The following is a 22,615-nucleotide window of genomic DNA, read 5'->3' as shown; positions in this document are numbered from 1 at the left end:
GCGCCGTCAGGTGTCTTCGAGGCGGAAGCCGACCTTCAGGCCGACCTGGTAGTGCGCCACCTCCCCGTCGACGATCTGGCCGCGGACCTCGGTCACCTCGAACCAGTCCAGATGCCGCAGGGTCTGCCCCGCGCGCCGGATCCCGTTGCGCACGGCGTCGTCGACCGAGACGGGCGACGTCCCGACGATCTCGGTGACCCGGTAGGTGCGATCGGTCATTAGGCCCTCCTGGTGTCGCCTGGCAGCCCCCCAGGGCATACCGTGGATATGTGAAGGTCATTCCCCGTCGGCACGCCGAGGTCTACACGGTCACCGACGCACCCAAACCGATGTCGGAGGACATCGGGTACCGGCAGCGCCGCTATCTGATCTCCATGGGCATCCGTACCGGCTGCTTCCTCGGAGCGGTCTTCGCCGGCGCGCTCGGGGCGCCGCTGTGGGCGGTGGGACTGCTGGTGGTCGGGGCCGTCTTCCTGCCCTACATCAGCGTGATCGTCGCCAACGGCGGGCGCGAGCCGCAGCCCTCCGCCCGCTTCGACGACCCTGATAGCCCGCACCACAAGGGCATTTCCGGACAGCGACCGGAAATCGGGTCGTGACTTTCTCTTGACTAGGGGCGGGGGGGTTCGGTGTACGATTTGTACCGGCGCTCTGGTCCCCCGTCGGAGCGCCCGTGCCGGTGTTCCGGGCCCCCGTCGGAACACCGATGATGCGGCGCCGGGTGGATTGCCCCCGTACCACCCGGCGCCGCTTTCACATTCCCGGCCCCTCGTACGGGCTTCGACCTGGGAAGACCCGGCCCCCGCGGCATCCGCCGGACCGTCCGCGCGGCCCGCGCGGTCATGACCCCGGCTTGATCGGATCATCACCCCCTCTTGGCGCCGGGCGCCCGGCGGCACGCGCCAGGCCAAGAAATCGCCAAGACGCTCGCCGGGTCCGCGCCGACCGGGTCTGAAGCCGGCATCTTCCGGCGGGCCGGCCGCGAACGCGTTGATGACAAGACCCAACGCTGGCCTTGTCCGGCCACGGCCCGAAACGCTCTCCAGCGGCCGCCCCGCCCCGCCCCGTCCGATCGAGCCGAACGGCCCCCGGACGCGTATCCACGGGTGCGTCCCCCGCACCGAGGAGCCCGAGGAGGCCGCGTGGACCCTGGTTTCCGGCTCGACGGCAGATACCGGCTGGAACGCCGCCTCGGCGGCGACGCCGGCGGCCGGGCGCAGGTGTGGGAGGGCAGGGACGTACTACTGGCCCGCCGCGTGGTGCTGAAGACGATCCCCCTCGAACGGGCCGGTGGGGACCGGGCGCCGCGCCTGGAGTTCAGGGACGGCGCGCAGGCCGCCGCCGGGCTGGCCCATCCCGGGATCGTGACGACCTACGACTACGGCGAGGCGGACGGCCCGGACGGGTCCGGCCTCACCCTGCCGTACGTGGTGACCGAGTTCCTGGACGGCCGGACCCTGGCGGCGCGCCTCCAGGCGGCCGGCACCGGGACGGCGGGGGCGTTCGCGTCCGGTGAGGCCGTCGCCGTCTGCGCGCGGGTCGCGGACGCGCTCGCGGCCGCCCACGCCGCCGGGGTGGTGCACGGCGCGCTCGAGCCCGCGAGCGTCTTCCTCACCGCCGACGGGGTGAAGGTCGTCGACGTCGGCCTGGCCGGGCTGCTGCGGGACCCTGCGGCGCCAGGGGGGACCCGTTCGGCCCCCTCCCCGTTCATGGCGCCCGAGCAGCTCGCGGGACAGGACGCGGGCCCCGAGGCGGACGTGCACGCGCTGGGGGTGATCCTCGCGCGCTGCCTGGGGCCCGGGGCGGTCGTGCCGGAGGAGGTGGCGGAGATCTGCGCGCGGTGCCGTTCGGCGCGTCCGGCCGAACGCCCCGCGGCGCGGGAGCTCGCTGAGGCGCTGGAGGCGGCCGTCCCGGCGGGGAACGTGCTGCCCGCCGCCGTGCCCGAGCGGGATTCGCCGGACCGGACGGGGGCGATGCTCGCCGGGTTGCGGGAGTGGGCGCGGGGGCGGCTGGGGGTGGCGCTGGGCGCGATGGCCGCCGCAGGGGTCGCGCTGGCGGTCGTCCCGCTGCTGATGGTGGTGATGTCGTTCGCCTCGCCGGGCCCGACCGGCGGGGTGGCGATCCCGCCGCCCGTGCCCGGACGGCCGTCCGGACCGCCCGGCATGGACACCATGGAGCGCGGCGCCTCTCCGGGCCGGACCGCCCCGCCGGCCCCGGAAGGCCGCCGGTCCCCCTCGCGCGGCGCGCGGTCCTCCGAGGCCGCGGTGAACACGCTGGCGCGGATGCGGCGCTCGATCGACCTGGGCATCGCCGCCCGGCAGATCGCCCCGCGGGAGGGGACCGAGCTGGCCACGCTGGTGACCACGCTGCTCAACCGGCTGGACGCGGGCGAGCCGGTCGACCTGGACCGCGGGGTGGACGAGCTGCGCGACCGGATCGCCAGGTGCGGGCCCCGCGAGATCGACCCGGTGCGGGCGGGGGAACTGCACGCGCTGCTGGCCGAGCTGGACGGCCCGGAATGAGCCCGGAATGAGCCCGGATTCCTGCCGCATACCGCTTGACGGACGCACCGGAGGAGACGAACATCACAAGCCCGGCTGAGACACATGATTCATCTGTCTCATGATCGGTCTGACGCCGCGCGGCGGAGGTGCCTGCCATGACGATCACTGAGGGCCGGCGATGAACGGCCACGACGACGACGTCCCCGACTGGATCCCGCACGCCCGCCCCGGAGCCGGAGCCCTCCAGGCCGGGCACCGGCGGACCGCCGCCTCCGTCCCCCGGGCGCCCGGCTCCACCGGCCCCGGCCGCCACATCGCCCCGCCGCCGGCGCGCCGGCGAGGCGGGCTGCTGTGGGGCCCGCTGGCCGGAGCGGCCGGCCTGACCGTGCTGGCCGGCCTGGGCGTGTTCGCGCTGGCCGGCGGCGCGGGCTGCGGCGGCGAGGACGCCCTCACGCTGAACGTCGCCGCCGCCCCGGAGATCGCCCCGGCCGTGACCAGGGCGGCGGGCCGCTTCAACGACGCCGGGCACGAGTTCGGCGGCCGCTGCGCGCGGGCCCGCGTCACCGGCTCGGATCCGGCGGCGGTGTCCACGCTGCTGTCGGGACGGGGCGTCGCGGGCGTCACCGAGAGGCCCGACGTGTGGGTCCCGGACTCCTCGCTGTGGACCGTGCTCGCCCAGGCCCGCGCGGCCGCGCCGGAGCCGGGCGCGGGCCAGGGGACGGGGCCGGGTCCGGGGACGATCACGCGCGGCCGGTCGATGGCGGCCAGCCCGATCGTGGTGGCGATGCCGGCCACGATCGCGCGGCGGCTCGGCGCCCCGGGCGGCGCGCAGCCGTCCTGGCGCGAGTTGCTCACCGCGGCGGGCGCCACCGAGGAGGGCGCCGCCCCCGGTACGGGCCCCAGTACGGGCCCCGGCGCGGGCCCGTCCCGCGTCCCGCCGGGCCTGGTGAGGCTCAAGGTGCCCGACCCGAACCGGACCGCGACCGGGATGGGCTCGCTGGTGCTGGCCAACCTGCTGCTGAACGCCTCCGGCGACGGGAACGCCGACTTCACCGGCGTGGTCCGGACGCTGCGCGAGAGCGTGACGCCGTCGGTGAGGGCGGAGTTCGCCTCGTTCCGGCCCGACCGGCAGGGCCGCCACCCGGTCGCCCTGGCGCCCGAGCAGGCCGTGTACGAGTACAACGCGCGCAAGCCCGCCGAGCCCGCCGTCGCCGTGTACCCCTCGGAGGGGACGCTGGCCATGGACTACCAGGTCACCCGGATCGGCGCCGCCGGGGCCGCGGCGGCCGCGGACGCCGATCCCAGGGCGCGGGCGGCGCGGGAGCTGGAACGGGAGCTGACGGGCGAGGAGACCCGCGCGGACGTGCTGGGCCTGGGGTTCCGCGCGCCCGACGCCAGGGCCCCCGCCGCCTTCGGCGCGCGGACCGGCGTGGACCCGCGCCCGCCGCGCGCGCTGCCCGCCCCGCCGGCCGCCGACGTCCAGCGGATCATGCAGTCGTGGGCGCGGCTGTCGCTGAGCATCCGGATGCTCAGCGTCATCGACGTGTCCGGGTCGATGGAGGAGGAGGTCGCCCCCGGCGTCGACCGGCTGCAGTCGACCGTCCGGACCGCGCAGAGCGGCCTGTCGCTGCTGCCCGACGACACCGAGCTCGGGCAGTGGGTGTTCTCCACCGGGCTGCGGGGCGACCAGGACTGGCGGGAGCTGGTCAGCGTGGGCCCGCTCGGCGAGCGGCTCGGCTCGGCGACCCGGCGGCAGCTGATCCTGTCGGCGTTCGCGCGGATCAGGGCCAAGCGCAACGGCGACACCGGGCTGTACGACACGATCATGGCCGCGTTCGAGCACATGAAGCGGACGTACAAGCCGGAGTTCGTCAACTCGGTGCTGCTGTGGACCGACGGCCGCGACGACGACCCCGGCGGGCCCGGCCTGCGCGCGACGCTGGACCGGCTGCGCGCGGCCTACGACCCGGACCGGCCGATCCAGGTGATCATGTTCGGCTACGGCCGGGACGTGGACGTGGACGAGTTGCGGCAGATCGCCCGGGCGACCCGCGGTGACGTGCTGGTCGCCCAGACGCCCGGGGAGGTGCAGAAGCTGTTCCTGCAGGCCGTCTCCCGCCGGGTCTGCGCCCCTTCCTGCTGAGGGGCTGGTTGTGGCCCGTCACCGTTCCCGCTGCTCGCGGTTGATTCTAGAATTGGATTCACCGTAACTTAGCGTTCCGTGAGATCCGGACGGTTCCGTCCGGATCCAGACGGACACAGAGCCAGGGAGGGGCGGGGCCGTGCGCCGTACCGTGTTCAACGAGGACCATGATGCCTTCCGGGCGACCATCAGGGACTTCATCGCCGCCGAGGTCGCGCCGGTCTACCCCGAGTGGGAGGAGGCCGGGCACCCGCCGCGCGACTTCTACAACAAGCTGGGCGAGCTCGGCGTCTTCGGCATCCAGGTGCCCGAGGAGTACGGCGGCGCGGGCGAGACCAGCTTCAAGTACCAGCTGGTGGTCTCCGAGGAGTGCGCCCGCGCCGGGGTGAGCTTCGGCGGCTACGGCGTGCACGTCAACCTCGTCCTGCCCTACCTGCTGAAGTACGGGAACGAGGAGCAGAAGAAGCGCTGGCTGCCCGGCTTCGTCTCCGGCGACATGATGACCGCCATCGCGATGACCGAGCCCGGGACCGGGTCCGACCTGGCCGGCATGCAGACCACCGCCAAGCGCGACGGCGACCACTACATCCTGAACGGCGCCAAGACCTTCATCACCGGCGGGGTGCTGGCCGACCGGGTCCTGGTCGTCGCCCGCACCTCCCCCGCCACCGCCGAGAACCGCCGCGCCGGCCTGTCGATCCTGGCGGTCGACACCACCAGCGAGGGGTACGCGGTCGGCCGCAAGCTGGAGAAGATCGGCCTGCGCAGCTCCGACACCGCCGAGCTGTCGTTCACCGACGTGCGGGTGCCGGCGGGCGACCTGCTGGGCGAGGAGGGCCGCGGCTTCGAGTACCTCACCCACAACCTCGCCGAGGAGCGGCTGGGCATCGCCGCCTCCTCCTACGCCTCGGCGGCCGGCGCGGTCGAGTTCGCCAAGAGGTACGTCAAGGAGCGCACCGTCTTCGGCAAGACCGTGTCGTCGTTCCAGAACACCAAGTTCGTGCTCGCCGAGTGCGCCACCGAGGTGGAGGCGGCCCAGGCGCTGGTCGACCGGTGCACGGAGGCCCTGGACGCCGGCGAGCTGACCCCCGCCGACGCCGCCAAGGTCAAGCTGTTCTGCACCGAGGTGCAGGCCCGCGTGGTCGACAAGTGCCTCCAGCTGCACGGCGGCTACGGCTACATCCTGGAGTACCCGATCGCCCGGCTGTACACCGACGCCCGCGTCACCCGCATCTACGGCGGCACCAGCGAGGTGCTGAAGACCATCATCGCCAAGGACCTGGGCGTCTGAGCGCCCCGGCGGCACGGGAGGGGAACCCATGAGCGAGCACAGGGTGGCCGTCGTCACCGGGGCGGCGCGCGGGATCGGCGCGGCCACCGCGGTCCGGCTGGCCCGCGACGGCTTCGCGGTGGCGGTCTGCGACCTGGACGAGGCCGCCTGCGCGGCGACCGTCGAGGCCGCGCGGAAGGAGGGCGGCCGGGCGCTGGCGGTGGGCGTCGACGTCGCCGACCGCGACCGCGTGGAGGCCGCGGTGGAGCGGATCACCGCCGAGCTCGGCCCGCCGCTGGTGCTGGTCAACAACGCCGGCATCATCCGCGACAACCTGCTGTTCAAGATGGCCGACGACGACTGGGACGCGGTGATGGCCGTGCACCTGCGCGGCGCGTTCCTGATGAGCCGGGCCGTGCAGGCGCACATGACCGAGGCGGGCTGGGGCCGGATCGTGAACCTGTCGTCCACCTCGGCGCTGGGCAACCGCGGCCAGGCGAACTACTCGGCGGCCAAGGCGGGCCTGCAGGGCTTCACCAAGACCCTCGCCATCGAGCTGGGCCGGTTCGGCGTGACCGCCAACGCGATCGCGCCCGGGTTCATCGCCACCGAGATGACCGCGGCCACCGCCGCGCGGGTCGGCGCCGACTTCGAGGAGTACAAGGCCGCGGCCGCCAAGCAGATCCCGGTGCGCCGGGTCGGCCGCCCCGAGGACATCGCCGGGACGGTGGCGTTCCTGGTGAGCGAGGACGCCTCGTTCGTGTCGGGGCAGGTCATCTATGTCGCCGGCGGCCCGAAGGCGTGAGCCGCGGCGGGCGCCGCCGCGCCGCCGGGCGGCGCGGCGGCTTCAGCCCGCGCGCAGGGGATCGGCCAGCTGCCCGGCCAGCACCCGCGGAGCCTCCACCAGCGACGGGCCGTACCAGGTCAGGTGACGGCCGCTGACCAGCGCCGCGTCCGTCCCCGGGAAGGCCTCCGGGCCGTCGCCGGCGGTGAAGCGGTACGGCTCGTCGGGCAGCACGACCAGGTCGGCCCCGGCCGCGTTGAGCTCCCCGATCGGGATCTTCGGGTAGCGCTCGGGGTGGGCGGCGTAGAGGTTGTCCACCCCGAGGCGGGCCAGCACGTCCCCGGTGAAGGTGGCGCGCCCCACGACCATCCACGGCCGCCGCCAGATCGGGATGATCGCGCGGCGCCGCGCCCCCTGGTCGCCTCCGCCGCCCGCGTCCTCCCCGTCTGCGTACGCCCCGCCCGCGTCCGGGCGCGGCTCCGGCCAGGCGCGGGCCGCCTCGTCCAGCCAGCCCGGGACGGGGACGCCGCAGCCCTCCACCAGCATGCGGCGCAGCGAGACCAGGGCCTTCGCGACCGTGCGGATCTCGGTCATCCACACCGGGATCCCGGCGTCGCGCAGCGCCGCCACGTCCGGCGCCCGGTTCTCCTCGGTGTTGCCCACCACCAGGTCCGGGCGCAGCGCGGCGACGCGTTCCAGGTCGGGGTTCTTGGTGCCGCGCACCCGCGGGACGTCCAGGCCGGCGGGATGGGTGCACCAGTCGGTCGCCCCCGCCAGCAGCCCGGGCGCGGTCCCGGCGATCGTCTCGGTCAGCGAGGGCACCAGGGAGACGACCCGGCGCACCCGGTCCGGAACGGGGACCGGGGCGCCGGTGTCGTCGCGCGGCGGGACCATCACACGTTGCGGCGGTACTGGCCGCCCACCTCGAAGAACGCCTCGGTGACCTGCTGGAGGCTGCACACCCGCGCCGCGTCCATCAGCACGGCGAACACGTTGCCGCCCGAGCGGGCCGCCTCCTTCAGCGCGTCCAGGGCGGCCTCGGCCTCGCCCCGGTTGTGCTGCTGGAAGGCGCGGACGCGGTCGAGCTGCGACTTCTTCTCGACCTCGGTGGCGCGGGCCAGCTCCAGCGGCTCGCCGCCCTGCTCCTCGTCGCCGCCGGGCTTGCGGAAGGTGTTGACGCCGATGATGGGCAGGGAGCCGTCGTGCTTGCGCCGCTCGTACAGCATCGACTCGTCCTGGATCCGGCCGCGCTGGTAGCCGGTCTCCATCGCGCCCAGCACGCCGCCGCGCTCGCTGATCCGGTCGAACTCGGCGAGCACCGCCGCCTCCACCAGGTCGGTCAGCTCGTCGATGACGAACGAGCCCTGCAGCGGGTTCTCGTTCATCGCCAGGCCCCACTCCCGGTTGATGATCATCTGGATGGCCAGGGCGCGGCGCACCGACTCGGCGGTGGGCGTGGTGACGGCCTCGTCGTAGGCGTTGGTGTGCAGGCTGTTGCAGTTGTCGTAGATCGCGATGAGCGCCTGCAGGGTGGTGCGGATGTCGTTGAAGTTCATCTCCTGGGCGTGCAGCGAGCGGCCCGAGGTCTGCACGTGGTACTTCAGCTTCTGGCTGCGCTCGTTGGCGCCGTACCGCTCGCGCATCGCCACCGCCCACACGCGGCGGGCGACCCGGCCGAGCACCGAGTACTCGGGGTCCATGCCGTTGGAGAAGAAGAACGACAGGTTGGGCGCGAACGCGTCCACGTCCATGCCCCTGGCCAGGTAGGACTCCACGTAGGTGAACCCGTTGGCCAGGGTGAAGGCCAGCTGGCTGATCGGGTTGGCCCCGGCCTCGGCGATGTGGTAGCCGGAGATCGACACCGAGTAGAAGTTGCGGACCCCGTTGTCGATGAACCACTGCTGGATGTCGCCCATCATCCGCAGCGAGAACTCGGTGGAGAAGATGCAGGTGTTCTGCCCCTGGTCCTCCTTGAGGATGTCGGCCTGGACGGTGCCGCGCACCGTGCCGAGCACCCGCGCCCTGACCCCGGCCGCCTCCTCCGCCGTGGGCTCGCGGCCGTGCTCGGCGCGGAAGGCGTCCAGGCCCTGGTCGACGGCGGTGTTGAGGAAGAACGCGAGGATGGTGGGGGCCGGGCCGTTGATGGTCATCGACACCGACGTCGTCGGCGCGGACAGGTCGAACCCGTCGTAGAGCGCCTTCATGTCGTCCAGGGTGGCGATGGAGACGCCGGAGGTGCCGACCTTGCCGTAGACGTCGGGCCGCTCGTCGGGGTCGCGGCCGTACAGGGTCACCGAGTCGAACGCGGTCGACAGCCGGGTCGCGGGCTGCCCCTCCGACAGCAGCTTGAAGCGCCGGTTGGTGCGGAACGGATCGCCCTCCCCGGCGAACATCCGCGCCGGGTCCTCGTTGTCGCGCTTGAACGGGAACACGCCCCCGGTGAAGGGGAAGCGGCCCGGCAGGTTCTCGTCGCGCAGGAAGCGCAGCAGCTCTCCGTGGTCCTGGTAGCGGGGCAGCGCCACCCGCGGGATCCGGCTGCCCGACAGCGACTCGCGGGTCAGCGCGGTGCGCAGCTCCCGGTCGCGGATCCGGACGACCTGCTCGTCGCCGGAGTAGGACTCGACGACGGCCGGCCACTCCTCGACCAGTCCGGCGGCCTCGGCGGAAATCTCGCGGCGGGCCTTCTCCAGCAGCCCGCCGACCTCGCCGGCGGCGTCGTCCGAGCCGCCCTCGGCCAGCTCGGCGCGCACCTCGTCCAGCCGCTGGACGCGCCGCACGGCCGCGATCTGCCGCTCCGTCTCGGCGTGGTAGCCGCGGACCGTCTCGGCGATGTCCGACAGGTAGCGCACCCGGCCGGGCGGGACGACCTGCGCCGCGCCCGTGGAGATCCGCGTGCCGCTGTCGGGCAGCACGCCGCGCTCGATGCCCAGCTTCCCGGCCAGGTGCTGGTAGAGGGCGGTGACGCCGTCGTCGTTGAACGTGGCGGCGCTGGTGCCGAACACCGGCATGTCCTCCGGCCGGGCCCCGAACGCCTCCCGGTTGCGCACCAGCTGCCGGGACACGTCGCGCAGCGCGTCGGCGGCGCCGCGCCGCTCGAACTTGTTGATCGCCACCACGTCGGCGAAGTCCAGCATGTCGATCTTCTCGAGCTGGGAGGCGGCGCCGAACTCGGGCGTCATCACGTACAGGGACACGTCGGCCAGCGGGACGATCGCCGCGTCGCCCTGGCCGATGCCGGGCGTCTCCAGGATCACCAGGTCGTATCCGGCGGCCTTGCACGCCTCGATCACGCCCTCGATGTTCTCGGGCAGCTCGCGGGCGCCGCGGGTGGCCAGCGAGCGGAAGAAGACGTGGTCGCCGTCCAGGGCGTTCATCCGGATCCGGTCGCCCAGCAGCGCGCCGCCGCCGCGCCGCCGGGTCGGGTCCACGGCCAGCACCGCCACGCGCACCTTGTCCTGCTGGTCGACGCGCAGCCGCCGGACCAGCTCGTCGGTGAGCGAGGACTTGCCGGACCCGCCGGTGCCGGTGATGCCGAGCACGGGCACGCTGCGCCGGGCGGCGGCCTCGGCCAGCGCGGCCCGGTCGCCGGCGGGCAGCCGCCCGCCCTGCAGGCAGGTGATCGCGCGGGCGAGCGCGGGCCGCTCCCCCGCCAGGACGGCCTCGACCTCGGCCGGCTCGGCGGCCAGGTCCACGTCGCAGTCGCGCACCAGCTCGTTGATCATGCCGGGCAGGCCGAGCCGCTGGCCGTCCTCGGGCGAGAAGATCCGCACCCCGGCGGCGGCCAGCCGCGCGATCTCCTCGGCCACGATGACGCCGCCGCCCCCGCCGAACACCTTCACGTGCCCGGCCCCGGCCTCGGCCAGCGAGCGCGCGAGGTACTCGAAGTACTCCACGTGCCCGCCCTGGTAGGAGGAGACCGCCACGCCCTGGGCGTCCTCCTCCAGGACCGCGTCGACGACCTCGCGGACCGCGCGGTCGTGCCCCAGATGGACCACCTCGGCGCCCTGCGACTGCAGGATCCGGCGCATGATGTTGATGGCCGCGTCGTGCCCGTCGAACAGGGCGGCCGCCGTCACGAACCGCACCGGATGCTCGGGAACGTGCATGTCCGATCCCACCCCTTGGACTTCCAATATTTGGAAGCTAAAATAGTTTCCGTGCGTGAGCCCGTCAAGCGACCCCCGATGGCGTACGGTGGGGCGGTGCCCGACCCCCTGGACCCCATCGCCGAGGCGCACCGCCAGTGGAGCGCCCGGTGGCCCGAGCACGCCGACCACATGGCCGCCGTCACCTCCGTCATGCGGGCCCAGCAGCTGCTGCTCGGCAAGGTCGAGGCGGCGCTCAAACCGCACGGCCTCACCTTCGCCGCCTACGAGGCGCTGCGCCTGCTGGCCTTCACCCGCACCGGGACGCTGCCGATGGGCAAGGTCGGCACCCGCCTGATGGTCCATCCGGCCTCGGTCACCAACGTCATCGGACGGCTGGAGCAGCGCGGGCTGGTCGAGCGCCGCCCCTCCCCCGACGACCGCCGCGTCGTGCTGGCCGCCATCACCCCGGCGGGCCGCGAGCTGGCCGAGGAGGCGACGGCCGCGCTGCACGAGGCCGGGTTCGGCCTGCCCGACCTGACCGGCGACCAGGCCGCCGACATCACCCGGGCCCTGCACGCCGTCCGCGTCTCGGCCGGAGACGTCCCCGGCGGGTCCCCCGCCTGAGCCGCGCCGCGTCACCGTCCGGGCGCCGCCGCCGTCAGCGTTCGCGGACCCAGGCGTCGATGAGGTCGGCCGCACGGGGCCGGGAGTTGCGCAGGTAGTGCTCGTCCCTGATGAACTCCATCCGCTTGTCGTCCGCGGCGAGCGCCCCGTACACCGCCCGCGCGTCGCCGTCGAAGACCCCCTCGTCGGCGGTGGCGTGCACCACCAGCGACGGCACGGTGATCCGCGCCAGGTGCGGGGCCGCCGCGCACTGCGAGATGCGCAGGCTCCACATCGACAGCCACGTGCGCAGCGTGCACACCGCCCCGATGCCGAACACGCCGTAGTTGGCCGCGGCCGGATCGCCCAGGTAGCAGCGGCCGGGGGCGCGGTCGGACGGCTCGATCGCCGGGTCGATCATCCGCAGGTCGGCCCACGTCCGGGGCACGGTGAACAGCCGGTCGCGGGCGCGGGAGCCCTTCAGCGCCTCCAGCCCGGCCAGCGCCCGGTCGGTGATCCGCTCGTTGCGGGCGCGCTGCGCGGCCCGGTAGCGCTCCTGGAACGCGGCGTCGAAGGGCGGCCCGTTCCGCGGGTCGAACGGGTCGAGGTCCGGGTCGGCCGACAGCGGGTCGGTCTCGTCGGTCACCGAGGGGTCCATCCAGGCGGTCATCACCTCCGGGCGGCCCGCGTGCGCGGCGAGCGCCACGAACAGGTCGCCCGCGGGCAGGTCCTCGATCGCCTCCACCGGCCGCATCCCGGCGACCGGGACGACGTTGGGCTCCACGGCCTGCGACTGGTAGGCGGCCATCAGCGAGCCGCCGCCGGAGTTGCCCAGCAGCACCACCCGTTCCACCCCGGCCCGCTCGCGCAGCCAGCGGACCCCGGCCCCGATCTCGGCGAGGGCGTGGTCGAGCAGGAAGTAGGCCTCGTTGCCCCGGAAGCGGGTGTTCCAGCCGAGGAAGCCGTGGCCGCGTTCGGCGAGGTAGGGCGCGAGGTAGTGCTCGGAGAAGTCGACGTTGTAGTGCGCGGCGACGAACGCGGTCCGCGGCGGCGGCCCGGCGGCCGGCCGGTGGTAGATCCCCTGGCACGGATGGCCGCCCGCGCCCGCCCTGCCGACCAGCGGCGACGGCAGCCCGACGAACTCCCTGGCGATCCCGGTCATCGTCGCCCTCCCCTTCTCCCGCGGCGGACGGCTGCACCGAACGCGGTTCGGGAAGGGTAGCGCGGGTGCCGTAGCCTGGTCCCGCCCGAACCGAGGGGAGACACACCAAATGAGCGCAGACGGGCCGGCCTTGCCCGCGGCGGCCTTCTACGAGCCGCTCGGCGACGACCGCTTCGCCAGCACCCCCGCCACCGCCGGCCCCTGGTCGCCGGACTTCCAGCACGCCGGGCCCGTCTCGGCCCTGCTGGGGCGGGCGTTCGAGCGGCACGAGCCGGCCCCCGGCACCCGGATCGCCCGGGTCACCGCGGAGATCCTCGGCCCGGTCCCGGTGGCGCCGCTCCAGGTCGCCGTGCGCACCGTGCGGCCCGGCCGCCGGGTCGCGCTCCTGGAGGGCGAGCTGCGCGCCGGCGACCGCCCGATCGTCCGCGCCACCGCCTGGCGGATCGCCGCCGCCCCCGGACGACTCGAGCGGACCGACCACACCCCCGCCCCGCCCCCGCTGCCCGCCGCGTCCCGTCCCCTCGGAGGCTGGGCCGGCGCGTACATGGACGGCTACCTGTCGGCGATGGAGTGGCGGCCGACCGAGGGCTCGTTCGCCCGGCCCGGCCCGGCCGCGGCCTGGGCCCGCGCCCGGATCCCGCTGGTCGCCGGGGAGGCCGACTCCCCGCTGGTGCGCACGCTGACGCTGGCCGACAGCGCCTCCGGACTGGGCAGCCAGATCGACTTCGCCAAATGGCTGATCATCAACACCGACCTCACCGTCGCGCTGCACCGCGACCCCGCCGGGGAGTGGATCCTGATGCGCGCCCGGATCAACACCGATCCGCTCGGCAGCGCGCTGGCCGAGGCCGTCCTCTCCGATTCCTCCGGGGGTTTCGGCCGGGCGCTGCAGACCCTTCTGGTGGACGGACTCCCCGCGGGATAGTCTCGCCGAAGATCGACCGGCACGGCGTGGTGCCGGCGGCGGCCCCGCGGGAGCGTCGATGACGATGCCGGACAGCGATCCGCAGCCTCCGCAGGACCCCCTCACCTACGGGGGCTACCTGCGGCTGGACCGGTTGCTGGACTGCCAGGAGCCCCGGACCGGGGCGCACGACGAACTGCTGTTCGTGATCATCCATCAGGTGTACGAGCTGTGGTTCAAGCAGATCCTGCACGAGGCCGAGCTGCTGCAGCGCCGGCTGGAGGAGGGCCGCAGCGCCGCCTCGCTGCACACCGCCCGCCGGATCGCCAAGATCCTCAAGACGGTGGTGGGCCAGCTGGACGTCCTGGAGACGATGACCCCGCGCCAGTTCGCCTCCTTCCGCGACGCGCTGGGCACCTCCAGCGGCTTCCAGTCCGCGCAGTTCCGCGAGATCGAGGCGGTGCTGGGCCGCCGCTCCTTCCCCGCCTCCGACCTGCGCGCCGACCCGCGGCTGCGCGCCGCGGTGGCGCGCCGGTCGCTGTTCGACTCGCTGCTGCGCTACCTGGACGACCACGGCTACGCCGTCCCCCGCGCCGCCCTCGACCGCGACCCCGCCGGCCCGTGGACGCCCGATCCCGAGGTGCAGCGGGCGCTGCTGGCGGTGTACGCCGACGAGAACGGCCCCGCCGCCGAGGTCTGCGAGGGCCTGGTCGACGTCGACGAGGGCGTGCAGGAGTGGCGCTACCGGCACGTCAAGATGGTGGAGCGCACGATCGGCGCCAAGCTCGGCACCGGCGGCTCGGCCGGCGCCGACTACCTGCGCTCGACGCTGTTCACCCCCGCCTTCCCGGACCTGTGGGAGGTCCGGTCGCAGATCGAGGAGACGGCCGGCCATGACCGATGAGCGGGTCGCTATCGTCGGGGCCGGGCTGGCCGGGTGCCTGCTGGCCACGCTGCTGGGCCGCCGCGGCCTGGAGGTCACCGTCTACGAGCGGCGCCCCGACCCCCGGATCGCCGGGGCCGAGCGCGGCCGCTCCATCAACCTGGCGGTCTCGGCGCGCGGGCTGGCGGCGCTGGAGCAGGTCGGCCTGCGCAAGCAGGCCCTCGAACGCGCCCTCCCCATGCACGGGCGGATGGTCCACCCCGCCGCCCGCGGCCGGCACGCCGCGCCCAACTTCCAGCCGTACAGCGCCGACGGCCGCCGCGCGATCAACTCGATCAGCCGGGCCGAGCTCAACCGGGCGCTGCTGGACGCCGCCGAGTCCACGCCGGGCGTGCGGCTGCGCTTCTCCCGGCGGGTGACCGGGGTGGCGGACGGCCGGCTGCTGGTGGACGGCCTGCCCGGCGACCCCGCCGACGTCGTCCTGGCCGGGGACGGCGCCTACAGCGCGGTCCGCGGCTCGCTCGACGGGATCGCCTGCGACCAGGACTTCCTGGAGCACGGCTACAAGGAGCTGACCGTCCCGCCGCGCGACGGGGACTTCGCCCTCGACCCCGACGCCCTGCACATCTGGCCGCGCGGCACCTCGATGATGATCGCGCTGCCGAACCTGGACCGCTCGTTCACCTGCACGCTGTTCTGGCCGAAGGGCGACTTCACCGCGCTCGGCACCCCGGAGCAGGTGCTCGCCCACTTCCGCGCCCACTATCCCGACGTGGCCGGGCTGATGCCCGGCCTCACCGAGGACTTCGCGCGCAACCCGGTCGGGTCGCTGGTCACCGTCCGCTGCCTGCCGTGGGTGCGGGACGAGGGCGGCACGCTGGTGGCGCTGCTCGGCGACGCCGCGCACGCGATCGTGCCGTTCTTCGGCCAGGGCGCCAACTGCGCCTTCGAGGACTGCATCGAGATCGACCGGTGCCTGACCGAGACCGGCGGCCGGTGGGACCGCGCCCTGGCCCTCTACCAGGAGCGGCGCAAGCCCAACACCGACGCGATCGCCGAGATGGCCCTGGACAACTTCGTGGAGATGCGCGACCGGGTGGCCTCGCCGGTGTTCCGCGTGAAGCAGGCCGCCCAGCACGCCCTGGAGCGGCGGCTCGCCGGGCGGTACGTCTCCCGGTACGAACTGGTGTCGTTCACCACCGTGCCCTACGCGCGGATCCCCGCGCGGCTCCGCCGGCAGAACCTCGCCCTGGGCGCGGCGGCCGGGGCCGCGGCGGGCCTCACGCTGGCGGCCGGGCTGACGGCGCGCGCGCTGTCTCGCCGCCGCCGGCCCTGATCCGGCGGGCGCGCCGTCCCGCGGCCAGGTCGGCCAGCGCCGTGGCCAGCGCCGCCAGCACGAACCCCAGGATCACCACCAGGCCGTTCCGGAAGGCCGCCGCCCAGCCGCCGCCGGCGCCCGCCACGGTGGCGAAGAACACCGCGCCGACGGCCGCGATCCCGGCGGCGGTGCCGACCCGCTGCCCGGTCTGCAGCACCCCGGCCGCGCTGCCGCCCTCGGTGAACGGCACCTCCGACAGCGTGATGGTCTGGTTGGGCGCGATCACCAGCCCGCTGCCCACCCCCGCCAGCAGCAGCGGCAGCGCGGTGACCCAGGCGACCCCGGAGCCGGGGTGCACCTCCACCCCGATCCAGGTGGACACCAGGCCGATCGCCACCAGGACCAGGCCGAAGGCGACCAGCGGCCGCCCGAACCGCGACACCAGCCGCCCGCCGATCGCGGCGGCCACCGCGGACCCGACCGCGAACGGCGTGATCGCCAGCCCGGCGCCCAGCGCGCTGTAGCCCAGGCCGTTCTGCAGGTAGAGGGTGTAGATGAAGAAGATCGCGGTGAACCCGGCGAAGTACAGCAGCGCGATCGCCGCGCCCAGCGCGTACGAGCGCCGCCGGAACAGGCCCAGGTCGGCCAGCGGGGACCGGTGCCGCCGCTCCCAGACCACGAACCCCGCCAGCACCAGGGCGCCCAGCGGGATCAGCAGCCACTTGGCGGCGCCCGGCCACTGCCGCTCCTGCAGGAACGGCAGCATGATCGCCACTACCCCGGCGCCGAGCAGCACCACGCCGAACGGGTCGAGGCCGCGCCGCTCGCCGCGCATCGGCGGCGGCAGCAGCCGCAGGGCCAGCGGCAGCGCGACCAGGCCCACCGGGATGTTGACGTAGAAGATCCAGCGCCAGCCCTCCTGGGGACCGGCCAGCGCGATCAGCGTGCCGCCCAGCAGCGGGCCGACCGCGGTGGCGATCCCGATGGTCGCGCCCAGCGCCCCGAACGCCCGGCCGCGCTCGGCGCCCCGGAACAGCTGCTGGATGAACCCGGCCACCTGCGGGTTGAGCACGCCGCCCGCGACGCCCTGCAGCAGGCGGGCGGCGACCAGCCACCACATCGCCTGCGCCATCCCGGCCAGCGCGGAGGAGAAGGTGAACAGGCCCAGGCCGATCATGAACACCGCGCGGCGGCTGCGCGCGTCCCCCAGCCGCCCGGCCGGGACGAGCACCAGCCCGAAGGCGAGCGCGTACCCCGACAGCGTCCACTGCAGCGCCCCCTCGGAGGCGTTCAGGCCCGCCCGGATCGAGGGCAGCGCGACGTTGACGATGCTGATGTCCAGCAGCGTCATGAACGCGGCGACCAGGCACACCGACAGCGCCTGCCAGCGGTGCCGGTCCCCGGACGCGCTCCCGGAGCCGCCGGTGACCTGGGTAGGCACGGAACGGATCATGTCCGCCGCGGCGACCCCGAAACCCGCCCGGCCCGCCGCGCGGGCCGCCGCACTGTGCCAGGCTGTGCAGGGTGAGGGAACAGCGCGAGGACACCGGCGAGATCACCGAAGAACTCCAGTGCTCGGCCAAGGGGTGCCGGGCCGACGCCGTCTGGGCGCTCCGCTGGAACAACCCCAAGATCCACACCCCGGAGCGGCGGAAGATCTGGCTGGCCTGCGACGAGCACCGCGCGAGCCTGTCGGCGTTCCTGGACCGCCGCGACTTCCTGCGCGACGTGGTGCCGGTCGCCGAACGCGACGCCCCCGGCTCCCCCTGAGAGCGCGGGTCCCGGGTCAGGCCGGGGCCTCGTCCTTGCGGCCGTCCTTCCAGCCCTCGGCCATCTCGGTGATGCGGGCGGCGGCGTCACGCGCGGGCGTGCCCCGCCCCACCGCCAGGCCCAGCAGGTACGCGGTCAGCGGGGCGCCGGGACGGGCCACCCCGTGCGCGACGTCCCGGGCCAGGTCGAGCACCAGGTCGCGGTCGACGTCCCGGCGTTCCAGGCCCAGCTCCAGGCAGACCGCCTCCATCCATTCCTCCAGCACCAGGCACTCCCCTCGGTCGCGGGCGTCCGATCTTCACGGATCGTACGGGGCGGCCAGCCGCTCGGCGTGGACCAGGGCGTCCGGGGTGTCGCAGTCGTACCAGGGCGGGCGCTCCCCCGCCGCCAGGGCCACCGGGACCGGGCGCAGCGGTCCGAGCAGCCCGCGCAGCGAACCGCCCTCGTAGGCGGCCAGCGCGGCGCGCAGCGGGCCGGTCGGCCAGCAGCCGGCCAGCCACTGCTCCCGCCCGTCCTGGTCGACCAGCACGGCCCCGGCACCCCCGCCCCCAGCACCGGCACCGGCCGCGGCGTCCAGCAGCGCGGCGACGTGCGACGCGCGCAGGAACGGCAGGTCGGCGGCCAGCAGCACCGTCCACGGGGCGCGCACCTCGGGCAGCCCGGCGCGCAGCGCGGGGACCGGCCCGGAGCCGGGCGGGTCCTCCCGGACGACGACGGCGTCCGGCAGCCCCGGCCGCGGCGGGCCCACGACGACCAGGCGCCCGGCACCGGCGGCGGCGCCGGCGACCCAGCCGATCAGCGGCCGCCCGCCGACCGGGGTGCCCGGCTTGTCGGAGCCGCCCAGCCGCCGCGCCCGCCCGCCGGCCAGCACGACCGCGTCGAAGGAGCGGTCGGCGGGGCCTCCTCCGGGCGGGGCCACGCGGCTCAGCCGCCGATCGCCGACATCGGGCGGGCCGGCTGCAGGAACGCGGGGTCGTCGATGCCGTGCCCCGGGCGCTTGGCCCAGACCGCCTTGCGCCAGCGGTCGGCCAGCTCGTCGTCGGACGCCCCGGCGCGGGCGGCGTCGCGCAGGTTGGACTCCTCGGTGGCGAACAGGCAGTTGCGCACCTGCCCGTCGGCCGTCAGCCGGACCCGGTCGCAGGCCCCGCAGAACGGGCGGGTCACCGACCCGATCACCCCCACCCGGGCCGGGCCGCCGTCCACCGTGAACGTCTCGGCGGGCGCGCTGCCCCGCTCGGCGGCGCCCTCCGGCTCCAGCGCGAACGCCTCGCCCAGCCGCGCCAGGATCTCGTCCGCGGTGATCATGTCCTTGCGGGTCCAGCCGTGCTGGGCGTCCAGCGGCATCTGCTCGATGAACCGCAGGTGGTAGCCCCGGTCGAGGCAGTAGCGCAGCAGCGGCACCGCCTCGTGGTCGTTGACGCCGCGCATCAGCACGGTGTTGACCTTGACCGGCAGCAGCCCCGCGTCGCGGGCGGCGGCCAGTCCGGCCAGGACGTCCGCCAGCCGGTCGCGGTGCGCCAGCCGCTTGAACACCTCCTGGTCGAGGGTGTCCAGCGACACGTTGACGCGGTCCAGCCCGGCCTCGGCCAGCGGACCCGCCAGCCGTTCCAGGCCGATGCCGTTGGTGGTCAGGGAGATCTGCGGCCGCGGGGCCAGCTCCGCGGTGCGGCGCACGATGTCGGCGATGCCGCGGCGCAGCAGCGGCTCGCCCCCGGTGTAGCGGACCTCGGTGATGCCCAGCTGCTCCACGCCCAGCCGGACCAGCCGCACCACCTCGTCGTCGGTGAGCAGCTCCGGCTTGGGCAGCCACTCCAGCCCCTCGGGGGGCATGCAGTACGCGCAGCGCAGGTTGCAGCGGTCCGTCAGGGAGACCCGCAGGTCGGTCGCGGTACGGCCGAAGGTGTCGACCAGCACGGGTGCCCCTCTCCTCGTCGTCGGCGCCGGGCGGTCCACGCCCGGCGGCCTTTCCCCCGGAACCTCCACCCTATTCGCGCGGTTGACGTTCCGTCGCGTCACAGGAGACGGTATCGGCCGGATCGATCATCGGGGCGGAGGCCCCGGCCCCCAGGAGGTGCGCGTGACGACGACGGTACGCGAGTGGGAGTTCGCCGGATCGCGCGGCGCGGTCAGCGCCCGGATCTGGGCGCGTCCGGATCCGCGCTACATCGCCGTCCTGGCGCACGGGTACGGCGAGCACCTGGGCCGCTACCCGCACGTCGCCGAGGCGCTCGTGCGGCACGGCGCGACCGTCTGCGGGCCCGACCACATGGGCCACGGCAGGTCGGCGGGCGAGCGCGTCCTGATCGAGGACGTCGAGGACGTCGTCGCCGACCTGCACACCGTGGTGGAGTCGGCCCGCTCCGACCATCCCGGGCTGCCGGTGGTCCTGATCGGCCATTCCATGGGCGGACTGATCGCCGCCCGGTACGCCCAGCTGCACGGCGCGGGGCTGGCCGCGCTGGTGCTGTCGGGCCCGGTCCTGGGCCGCTGGGACGCCCTGAGCGAGCTGCTGGCGCTGGAGGAGATCCCCGACGCGCCGATCGACACCGCCACGCTGTCGCGCGACCCGGACGTCGGGAGGGCCTACACCGCCGACCCGCTGGTGTGGCACGGGCCGTTCAAGCGGACGACCGTCCAGGCGCTCCAGGACTGCATCGACCGGATCAACGCGCACGGCCCGCTGGGCGCGCTGCCCACGCTCTGGGTGCACGGCTCCGACGACCGGCTCGTCCCGCTGGAGGGCACGCGCACCGGCATCGAGGCCGTCCGCGGCGACGACCTCACCGAGCGGATCTACCCGGACGCCCGGCACGAGGTCTTCAACGAGACCAACCGCGACGAGGTGCTGGGCGACGTGACCGCCTTCATCGACCGGGTCCTGCGCTGAAACCGCCGCCCCCAGGCGTCACAGGTCGCGGAGGAGCTCGGCCTTCCGGTCGGGAGGGATGCGCCGCCAGTGGGTGTCGGTGAGGGCGCCCTCCATCGCCCACAGCATCGTCCGGGACGGCCCGGGGGCCTCCAGGTCGGCCAGCCTCCGGTAGGCCTCGGCCGCGCCCAGCCGGTCCAGATCGTCCAGGGTGTGCACGTCGATCATGGCGAGGCGCTCCGCCGCCCGCGGGCCGAGGTTGCGGCAGTTCCTGATCAGCAGGTCCCTGCCCCGCTTGATCGCGCCGCAGCGGTCCCAGATCCGCGTGCGCAGCGCGTCGTCCGCCTCCGGCGCGGCGGGATCGGCGAGCACGCGCGCCCGCGCCCGCCGGGCCACGCCGACGTCCCGGCGGAAGTCGCGGAAGACCTGGATCTCGCCGCTGTGCCCGTGGTCCCAGGGGCCCAGGTAGACGTAGTCCGTCCCGAACCGGCCGCCCGGATCGAGCCACCCGGCGTGAACGGCCCAGCCGCGCATCTCGTCGACGCCGCGGGGCCGCAGCACGATCAGGCCCTTGACGCGCTCGACCCGCCCCCGGTCCTCGTGCCGGTACGGGAAGGTCTCCCGGAACCAGGCGCGGGGGTCGGTGAGCGCGGAGTCCAGGCCGTGGGTGCGCCAGCGCACCGTGCCGTCCGGGGCGCCGCGCAGCGGCAGCGCCCTGGACAGCGCGCGGGCCTGCGGCGGCCCGAACGGGGTGTGCCAGTCCGGGACGATCACGATCGGGTCGGCCGGGTCCGCCTCGAACGGCGTCGGCGCGAGGAACGGCCGGTCGATCACCAGCAGCGTCCCCGGCCGCGACTGGTAGGCCAGCCCCCACAGGAGCCGGGCCAGCGTCCGCGCGCCGTGCCGGTCCGACAGCAGGTGCCAGGTGCCGTGGAACAGGTTGGTGCTGAACCGCGCGCGGGTGCCCGGGCGCAGCCCGATGACCGTGTGCGCGCGGCCGGCCAGCCGCACCGTGCGCCGGTGCAGCTTCATGCCGTCGGCGGCGGCCCGCGCGTTGGCGGGCCGCTGCCTCGCACCGGTGCGCGTCATCCCTTCACGCACACCAGCTGCCGGAGGTGCGCCACGACCTCGACCAGGTCCGACTGCGCCTCGATGACCGTCTCCAGGTCCTTGTACGCGCCGGGGATCTCGTCGAGCACCCCGCCGTCCTTGCGGCACTCCACGCCCCTGGTCTGCTCGGCGAGGTCCTCCAGCGTGAACGACTTGCGCGCCTTGTTGCGGCTCATCCTCCGCCCCGCCCCGTGGGAGGCGGAGTTGAAGGCGGACTCGTTGCCCAGGCCGCGCACGATGTAGGTGCCGGTCGCCATCGACCCCGGGATGATGCCCAGGTCGCCCGCGCCGGCCCGGATCGCGCCCTTGCGGGTCACCAGGAGCTCGACCCCGTCGTAGACCTCCTCGGCCACGTAGTTGTGGTGGCAGGAGATCAGCTCGCCCCACGCGCAGCGCTTGGCGCCGAAGTACTTCGTCACCACCTCCTGCGCGAGCGCGAGCATGACGGCGCGGTTGCGCCGCGCGTACTCCTGCGCCCAGAAGAGGTCGCGGCGGTATTCGTCCATCTTGGCGGTGCCGGCCAGGAAGACCGCCAGGTCCTTGTCCGGCAGGTCCTGGTTGTGCGGCAGCCTGCGGGCCGCCTCGACGTGGTGCTCGGCCAGTTCCTTGCCGATGTTGCGCGACCCGGAGTGCAGCACCACCCAGATCGCGCCGTCGTCGTCGGCGCACAGCTCGATGAAGTGGTTGCCGCCGCCGAGCGTGCCGAGCTGGCCGCGGGCCCGGCCGAACCGTCCGCGCACCGCCGGGTGCAGCTCGTCGAACCGCTTCCAGAACGCGTACCAGCCGCGTTCCTTGAGGCCGGGCAGCGCGTCGGGGTCGACCGGCTGCTTGTGGGAGTGGTGGCCGACCGGGATCGCCCGCTCCAGGCGGGAGCGCAGCAGCCCCAGGTCGTCGGGCATGTCCTCGACGGTGAGGGATGACCTGACCGCGGTCATCCCGCAGCCGATGTCGACGCCGACCGCGGCCGGGGACACCGCGTCGCGCATCGCGATCACCGAGCCGACGGTGGCGCCCTTGCCGTAGTGCACGTCGGGCATCACCGCGAGCCCCTCCACCCACGGCAGGCTCGAGACGTTGCGCAGCTGGTCCAGCGCGGCGTCCTCGACGGTGGCCGGGTCGGTCCACATCCGGATGGGAACGCGGCCGCCCTTGAGCGTCTGGTACGGCACCACCTGCTCCTCTCCATCCAATGGACATGTGTTCCGAACCG

21 protein-coding genes are annotated in these 22,615 nt (G+C 74.6%); 11 read left to right on the top strand and 10 right to left on the bottom strand.

From position 1 onward, the window contains the following. Positions 1 to 6: 6 nt before the first annotated feature. On the bottom strand, positions 7 to 219 hold the full coding sequence (locus ACZ466_RS43880; protein ID WP_378285398.1) for a dodecin: 213 nt from the start codon (positions 217 to 219) through the stop codon (positions 7 to 9). Positions 220 to 269: 50 nt separating this feature from the next. Here ACZ466_RS43880 and ACZ466_RS43875 point away from each other — a divergent pair, with 50 nt between their 5' ends. From ACZ466_RS43875 to fabG, 5 genes are all read left to right on the top strand, one after another. Then, positions 270 to 599: a DUF3099 domain-containing protein gene (locus ACZ466_RS43875; protein WP_378285399.1), complete on the top strand. Its 330-nt coding sequence runs from the start codon at positions 270 to 272 to the stop codon at positions 597 to 599. A 543-nt stretch (positions 600 to 1,142) separates the two neighbouring features. After that, positions 1,143 to 2,522: a protein kinase domain-containing protein gene (locus ACZ466_RS43870; protein WP_378285400.1), complete on the top strand. Its 1,380-nt coding sequence runs from the start codon at positions 1,143 to 1,145 to the stop codon at positions 2,520 to 2,522. A gap of 160 nt (positions 2,523 to 2,682) precedes the next feature. Then, a complete protein-coding gene (locus ACZ466_RS43865; protein WP_378285401.1) occupies positions 2,683 to 4,647 on the top strand; it encodes a substrate-binding domain-containing protein in 1,965 nt (654 codons plus the stop codon). A gap of 139 nt (positions 4,648 to 4,786) precedes the next feature. After that, entirely contained in the window at positions 4,787 to 5,938 is a 1,152-nt protein-coding gene (locus tag ACZ466_RS43860) for an acyl-CoA dehydrogenase family protein (protein ID WP_378285402.1), read from the top strand. Positions 5,939 to 5,966: 28 nt separating this feature from the next. Next, a complete protein-coding gene (gene fabG / locus ACZ466_RS43855; RefSeq protein ID WP_378285403.1) occupies positions 5,967 to 6,722 on the top strand; it encodes a 3-oxoacyl-ACP reductase FabG in 756 nt (251 codons plus the stop codon). A gap of 42 nt (positions 6,723 to 6,764) precedes the next feature. Here fabG and ACZ466_RS43850 read toward each other — a convergent pair whose 3' ends face one another. Continuing rightward, on the bottom strand, positions 6,765 to 7,595 hold the full coding sequence (locus tag ACZ466_RS43850; protein ID WP_378285438.1) for a helical backbone metal receptor: 831 nt from the start codon (positions 7,593 to 7,595) through the stop codon (positions 6,765 to 6,767). Next, positions 7,595 to 10,807: a fused isobutyryl-CoA mutase/GTPase IcmF gene (gene icmF, locus ACZ466_RS43845; RefSeq protein ID WP_378285404.1), complete on the bottom strand. Its 3,213-nt coding sequence runs from the start codon at positions 10,805 to 10,807 to the stop codon at positions 7,595 to 7,597. Before icmF ends, ACZ466_RS43850 begins: the two co-directional genes overlap by 1 nt. Positions 10,808 to 10,885: 78 nt before the next feature. Here icmF and ACZ466_RS43840 point away from each other — a divergent pair, with 78 nt between their 5' ends. Beyond that, positions 10,886 to 11,413 carry a MarR family transcriptional regulator gene (locus ACZ466_RS43840; RefSeq protein ID WP_378285439.1) on the top strand — a complete coding sequence of 176 codons (528 nt, stop codon included), beginning with the start codon at positions 10,886 to 10,888 and terminating at the stop codon, positions 11,411 to 11,413. A gap of 34 nt (positions 11,414 to 11,447) precedes the next feature. On the opposite strand, the gene ACZ466_RS43835 is transcribed toward ACZ466_RS43840, so the two are convergent. Then, on the bottom strand, positions 11,448 to 12,554 hold the full coding sequence (locus ACZ466_RS43835; protein ID WP_378285405.1) for an alpha/beta hydrolase: 1,107 nt from the start codon (positions 12,552 to 12,554) through the stop codon (positions 11,448 to 11,450). 109 nt (positions 12,555 to 12,663) lie between these two features. On the opposite strand from ACZ466_RS43835, the gene ACZ466_RS43830 reads away from it, so the two are divergent. From ACZ466_RS43830 to ACZ466_RS43820, 3 genes are read left to right on the top strand one after another with little or no spacing between them, the layout of a single operon-like run. Next, positions 12,664 to 13,479 (top strand): thioesterase family protein, encoded by an 816-nt coding sequence (locus ACZ466_RS43830; protein WP_378285406.1) that lies wholly within the window; start codon positions 12,664 to 12,666, stop codon positions 13,477 to 13,479. A 58-nt stretch (positions 13,480 to 13,537) separates the two neighbouring features. Further along, positions 13,538 to 14,362, top strand: coding sequence for a tryptophan 2,3-dioxygenase (locus ACZ466_RS43825; protein ID WP_378285407.1), 825 nt, complete (start codon positions 13,538 to 13,540; stop codon positions 14,360 to 14,362). Beyond that, a complete protein-coding gene (locus ACZ466_RS43820) occupies positions 14,352 to 15,677 on the top strand; it encodes an FAD-dependent oxidoreductase (protein WP_378285408.1) in 1,326 nt (441 codons plus the stop codon). The genes ACZ466_RS43825 and ACZ466_RS43820 overlap by 11 nt, the downstream gene beginning before the upstream one ends. On the opposite strand, the gene ACZ466_RS43815 is transcribed toward ACZ466_RS43820, so the two are convergent. Continuing rightward, entirely contained in the window at positions 15,622 to 17,100 is a 1,479-nt protein-coding gene (locus ACZ466_RS43815; RefSeq protein WP_378285409.1) for an MFS transporter, read from the bottom strand. The genes ACZ466_RS43820 and ACZ466_RS43815 overlap by 56 nt on opposite strands. An 83-nt stretch (positions 17,101 to 17,183) precedes the next feature. Between ACZ466_RS43815 and ACZ466_RS43810 the strand changes: the two genes are divergently transcribed. Beyond that, positions 17,184 to 17,429: a hypothetical protein gene (locus ACZ466_RS43810; protein ID WP_378285410.1), complete on the top strand. Its 246-nt coding sequence runs from the start codon at positions 17,184 to 17,186 to the stop codon at positions 17,427 to 17,429. Positions 17,430 to 17,445: 16 nt separating this feature from the next. Here the strand turns inward: ACZ466_RS43810 and ACZ466_RS43805 are convergent, their stop codons facing one another. Genes ACZ466_RS43805 through moaA form a run of 3 tightly spaced genes read right to left on the bottom strand, consistent with a single transcriptional unit; the run spans position 17,446 to position 19,343 of the window. Next, a complete protein-coding gene (locus tag ACZ466_RS43805) occupies positions 17,446 to 17,694 on the bottom strand; it encodes a DUF6457 domain-containing protein (RefSeq protein ID WP_378285411.1) in 249 nt (82 codons plus the stop codon). Between the two features lie 33 nt (positions 17,695 to 17,727). After that, the gene (mobA, locus tag ACZ466_RS43800; protein WP_378285412.1) at positions 17,728 to 18,348 is read right to left on the bottom strand and encodes a molybdenum cofactor guanylyltransferase; all 621 of its coding nucleotides are present in this window, start codon (positions 18,346 to 18,348) and stop codon (positions 17,728 to 17,730) included. Between the two features lie 5 nt (positions 18,349 to 18,353). Next, positions 18,354 to 19,343: a GTP 3',8-cyclase MoaA gene (moaA, locus tag ACZ466_RS43795; protein ID WP_378285413.1), complete on the bottom strand. Its 990-nt coding sequence runs from the start codon at positions 19,341 to 19,343 to the stop codon at positions 18,354 to 18,356. A gap of 163 nt (positions 19,344 to 19,506) precedes the next feature. On the opposite strand from moaA, the gene ACZ466_RS43790 reads away from it, so the two are divergent. After that, on the top strand, positions 19,507 to 20,316 hold the full coding sequence (locus tag ACZ466_RS43790; RefSeq protein ID WP_378285414.1) for an alpha/beta hydrolase: 810 nt from the start codon (positions 19,507 to 19,509) through the stop codon (positions 20,314 to 20,316). Positions 20,317 to 20,334: 18 nt separating this feature from the next. Here the strand turns inward: ACZ466_RS43790 and ACZ466_RS43785 are convergent, their stop codons facing one another. Both ACZ466_RS43785 and ACZ466_RS43780 read right to left on the bottom strand, forming a co-directional pair. Further along, positions 20,335 to 21,384, bottom strand: a complete 1,050-nt coding sequence (locus ACZ466_RS43785; RefSeq protein WP_378285415.1) for a TfoX/Sxy family DNA transformation protein — start codon at positions 21,382 to 21,384, stop codon at positions 20,335 to 20,337. Continuing rightward, positions 21,381 to 22,532, bottom strand: a complete 1,152-nt coding sequence (locus ACZ466_RS43780; protein ID WP_378285440.1) for an RtcB family protein — start codon at positions 22,530 to 22,532, stop codon at positions 21,381 to 21,383. Before ACZ466_RS43780 ends, ACZ466_RS43785 begins: the two co-directional genes overlap by 4 nt. Positions 22,533 to 22,615: the final 83 nt, after the last annotated feature.

The sequence above is a fragment of the Actinomadura rugatobispora genome (assembly GCF_055379765.1).
This window is presented reverse-complemented; position numbering and strand designations above follow the sequence as displayed.

What these genes read in the sequence shown, in the direction of transcription:
- ACZ466_RS43880 (WP_378285398.1), bottom strand. Translation starts at nt 219, where the DNA reads ATGACCGATCGCACCTACCGGGTCACCGAGATCGTCGGGACGTCGCCC.
- ACZ466_RS43865 (WP_378285401.1), top strand. Translation starts at nt 2,683, where the DNA reads ATGAACGGCCACGACGACGACGTCCCCGACTGGATCCCGCACGCCCGC.
- fabG (WP_378285403.1), top strand. Translation starts at nt 5,967, where the DNA reads ATGAGCGAGCACAGGGTGGCCGTCGTCACCGGGGCGGCGCGCGGGATC.
- ACZ466_RS43850 (WP_378285438.1), bottom strand. Translation starts at nt 7,595, where the DNA reads ATGGTCCCGCCGCGCGACGACACCGGCGCCCCGGTCCCCGTTCCGGAC.
- icmF (WP_378285404.1), bottom strand. Translation starts at nt 10,807, where the DNA reads ATGCACGTTCCCGAGCATCCGGTGCGGTTCGTGACGGCGGCCGCCCTG.
- ACZ466_RS43840 (WP_378285439.1), top strand. Translation starts at nt 10,886, where the DNA reads ATGGCGTACGGTGGGGCGGTGCCCGACCCCCTGGACCCCATCGCCGAG.
- ACZ466_RS43835 (WP_378285405.1), bottom strand. Translation starts at nt 12,554, where the DNA reads ATGACCGGGATCGCCAGGGAGTTCGTCGGGCTGCCGTCGCCGCTGGTC.
- ACZ466_RS43830 (WP_378285406.1), top strand. Translation starts at nt 12,664, where the DNA reads ATGAGCGCAGACGGGCCGGCCTTGCCCGCGGCGGCCTTCTACGAGCCG.
- ACZ466_RS43825 (WP_378285407.1), top strand. Translation starts at nt 13,538, where the DNA reads ATGACGATGCCGGACAGCGATCCGCAGCCTCCGCAGGACCCCCTCACC.
- ACZ466_RS43820 (WP_378285408.1), top strand. Translation starts at nt 14,352, where the DNA reads ATGACCGATGAGCGGGTCGCTATCGTCGGGGCCGGGCTGGCCGGGTGC.
- ACZ466_RS43785 (WP_378285415.1), bottom strand. Translation starts at nt 21,384, where the DNA reads ATGACGCGCACCGGTGCGAGGCAGCGGCCCGCCAACGCGCGGGCCGCC.
- ACZ466_RS43780 (WP_378285440.1), bottom strand. Translation starts at nt 22,532, where the DNA reads ATGTGGACCGACCCGGCCACCGTCGAGGACGCCGCGCTGGACCAGCTG.